The sequence below is a fragment of the Kitasatospora sp. NPDC058218 genome (assembly GCF_042882445.1).
Classification (GTDB): domain Bacteria; phylum Actinomycetota; class Actinomycetes; order Streptomycetales; family Streptomycetaceae; genus Kitasatospora.
The window spans coordinates 5,594-7,804 of record NZ_JBHVWC010000134.1 but is presented as its reverse complement, the minus strand read 5'-3'; the positions used below and the strand labels follow the sequence as shown (position 1 = coordinate 7,804).

Here is a 2,211-nt window from a genome sequence, read left to right as displayed (position 1 = left end):
GGCATGAGTATCGCCGAGCGGTAAGCAGGTCTGCATCGAACAAGAGCGGTTCAACGAGCCAGTTCGAGCAAGTGCTCACGAAACGCCCTCTGAGACGCATGGGTAAGTTCAGGCGTGGGCCAGTTTCAGTGCCTGCTTCAGGTTGTACTCGGCGATGCCCGCCATGAAGGCCCGATCAGGGAAGTCCCCGTCAAGCAGCCGCAAGGGACCCGCCGTCAGCGAGAGCCGCTGCGCGAGCATGTAGAGCGCGAGCCGGTCCTCGTCCAAGCCGTCCACCGCCAGCGGCTGGTAGGCGTCGTGCAGACGGATTCGCAGAAAGACGTGCTCCCACTCGACATCGAAGTACATCAATCCCTCAATGTCGATCGCCACGGGGTTCCCGTCTGCATCCACCAGCACATGGTCGGGCCCCAGCTCGCCGTGCACGACCGCATACTCCGTGCGTGGCCGCACCGCCGCCGCCAGGGCCAGCAGCCGCTCTTCCAGCCGCCCGCTGACACCCATAATCCGCGGATCGCGGGAGGCCGCCTCGGCAAGGTCCCGCAGCGCACGGCTAAGAACCACGCCCTCGCACGACGTACCGTGCGACGTTCCTCCACCGTCGACCACTGCCACCTTGCCGTAGGCCGGTGCACGGTGACCTCGCATTGCCTCCAGCGAATCCGCGAGTCGGGCCATGACCACAGCCGCCGCGCCAGGGTCGCGCGCGAGCAACTCCTCAAGGCTCTCCCCCGGAAGGTCCTCGACGATCGCAAGGTCCGCATGGCAGTAAGCCCCGTCGCGGTCGAGGAGACGGATCGCCGGAACGCGGACGCCGAGCCCGTCCAGCCGCGCGTGTGCGGCCTGGAACAGATCGAGCCCGAGGCCGGGCGAGAACGGGTCGGTGAGGTCGTCGTCGTCTTCGGCCGCCGGCCAGTAGTTCTCTGTGTCGTCCCACAAATAGGCAATCGCAGTCGTCGCGTCGTCCATTACCAGGCGGTACACACCCTTCTTGCTGCCGCCTGCGAGCCGCTCGACCCCCTCAAGCCGCCGCCCGCCACCCAGCGCGGCGCGCGCCGCTCCCGCCAACTGCTCTCGCGTCATTGTCCTGGGTGCCACGTTCCGAACCACCTCTCCATCGCGATAACCCGCGAACCCTACGGGAGCACCAGCGAGGAGGCGACTGGCTTTAGCCGCATCCGGGTCCCCGCGAGCCAAGAGCACTCACTGGCAGTGACTCGTGGGCTGTCCGTGGGGAACTGGTGACAGTTGATCACGTCAGCCCACCAGCTTCAGGCCCCGAACCCGCCATACTCAAAGCCGTCGAGGAACCACTCACGCGTAGGTTCCTGGGACCTCCAGCCCAGAAATCAGCGAACCCGCCTGCTTCACCGGGCGGGATGGTCGAGGCGTGCGAGTCCCCCGAGCAGGCCGCAGCCCGCGAGTTGCGTGAGGAGCTGGCGCTGGAGCTCCCGGTCGGGCGACTCCTGGTGGTCGACACCGTGCCCGCTTCGGCCACCGGCCACGGCCGGGCCGTGACGTGCTTCCTGTACGACGCGGCGCCGCTCACCCCGGCGCAGGCGGGCGCGTTGAGGTTCGCCGACGGGGAGATCCGCGCCGCGTGCTGGCTCGACCCGACGGAGGCAGCGCGACGGCTGCCCCGGCACCTGGCCGCGCGGCTGGCCGCGGCCCTTCGGGCGCTGGCGGACGGCGGCATCGTCCACCTGAGGGCGGGTGCCGCTGCTCCTGCTACCGGGCAGGCCGGTGCGACGGGCGGTGGCGGCACACCGGCTGCGGCCGCCCGGAACGATCGTGGACCGGGTGCCGCACAGGGGCGGCCCGGCGTGTGAGCCGCCGCCGAGTCGAGCGGCGGCGGGTGGGACGAATGGCGGCGATGGAGCCGCCGGCAGTCGGGCGGGGGCGGTCTCAGGCCTCCGGCAGCTGCTCCTCGTAATCGGCCACCCCGGCGGGCTCCAGGAACGGGGCCCGCTCGACGGGCTGCAGGTGGTGTCGCTCGGTCTGGACGGGGACGGTGGCGGAGGGCTCGGAGAAGGGCTGCCACAGGGGGCGCAAGTCGGCGGTCATGATCGCCAGTGTGCCAGTCCCGGAGCCCTCCCGGTGCACTCCCCACCCGGATCGGCCGGGTCGAGCCCGGCGGGGTGGGGGCGCGCGCGCGGCGGGGCCGGGGGAGTGACGCGCCGGGGCGCGGGCGGGCGGCGCGGGGGGGCGGCG

At 71.1% G+C, this 2,211-nt stretch carries 3 protein-coding genes; 1 reads left to right on the top strand and 2 read right to left on the bottom strand.

Features of this window, described 5'->3' with window-relative positions; genetic code table 11:
- Positions 1 to 108: 108 nt before the first annotated feature.
- A complete protein-coding gene (locus ACFVYI_RS41975; protein WP_387895315.1) occupies positions 109 to 1,083 on the bottom strand; it encodes a phosphotransferase family protein in 975 nt (324 codons plus the stop codon).
- 158 nt (positions 1,084 to 1,241) lie between these two features.
- Between ACFVYI_RS41975 and ACFVYI_RS41970 the strand changes: the two genes are divergently transcribed.
- Positions 1,242 to 1,829: an NUDIX domain-containing protein gene (locus ACFVYI_RS41970; protein ID WP_387895312.1), complete on the top strand. Its 588-nt coding sequence runs from the start codon at positions 1,242 to 1,244 to the stop codon at positions 1,827 to 1,829.
- 76 nt (positions 1,830 to 1,905) lie between these two features.
- Here ACFVYI_RS41970 and ACFVYI_RS41965 read toward each other — a convergent pair whose 3' ends face one another.
- Complete coding sequence (locus ACFVYI_RS41965; RefSeq protein ID WP_387895309.1) at positions 1,906 to 2,064, bottom strand: hypothetical protein; 159 nt, start codon at positions 2,062 to 2,064, stop codon at positions 1,906 to 1,908.
- Positions 2,065 to 2,211: the final 147 nt, after the last annotated feature.

Excerpts from the sequence above, each read along its gene's own strand:
- ACFVYI_RS41975 (WP_387895315.1), bottom strand. The coding sequence starts at position 1,083 with ATGACGCGAGAGCAGTTGGCGGGAGCGGCGCGCGCCGCGCTGGGTGGC.
- ACFVYI_RS41965 (WP_387895309.1), bottom strand. The coding sequence starts at position 2,064 with ATGACCGCCGACTTGCGCCCCCTGTGGCAGCCCTTCTCCGAGCCCTCC.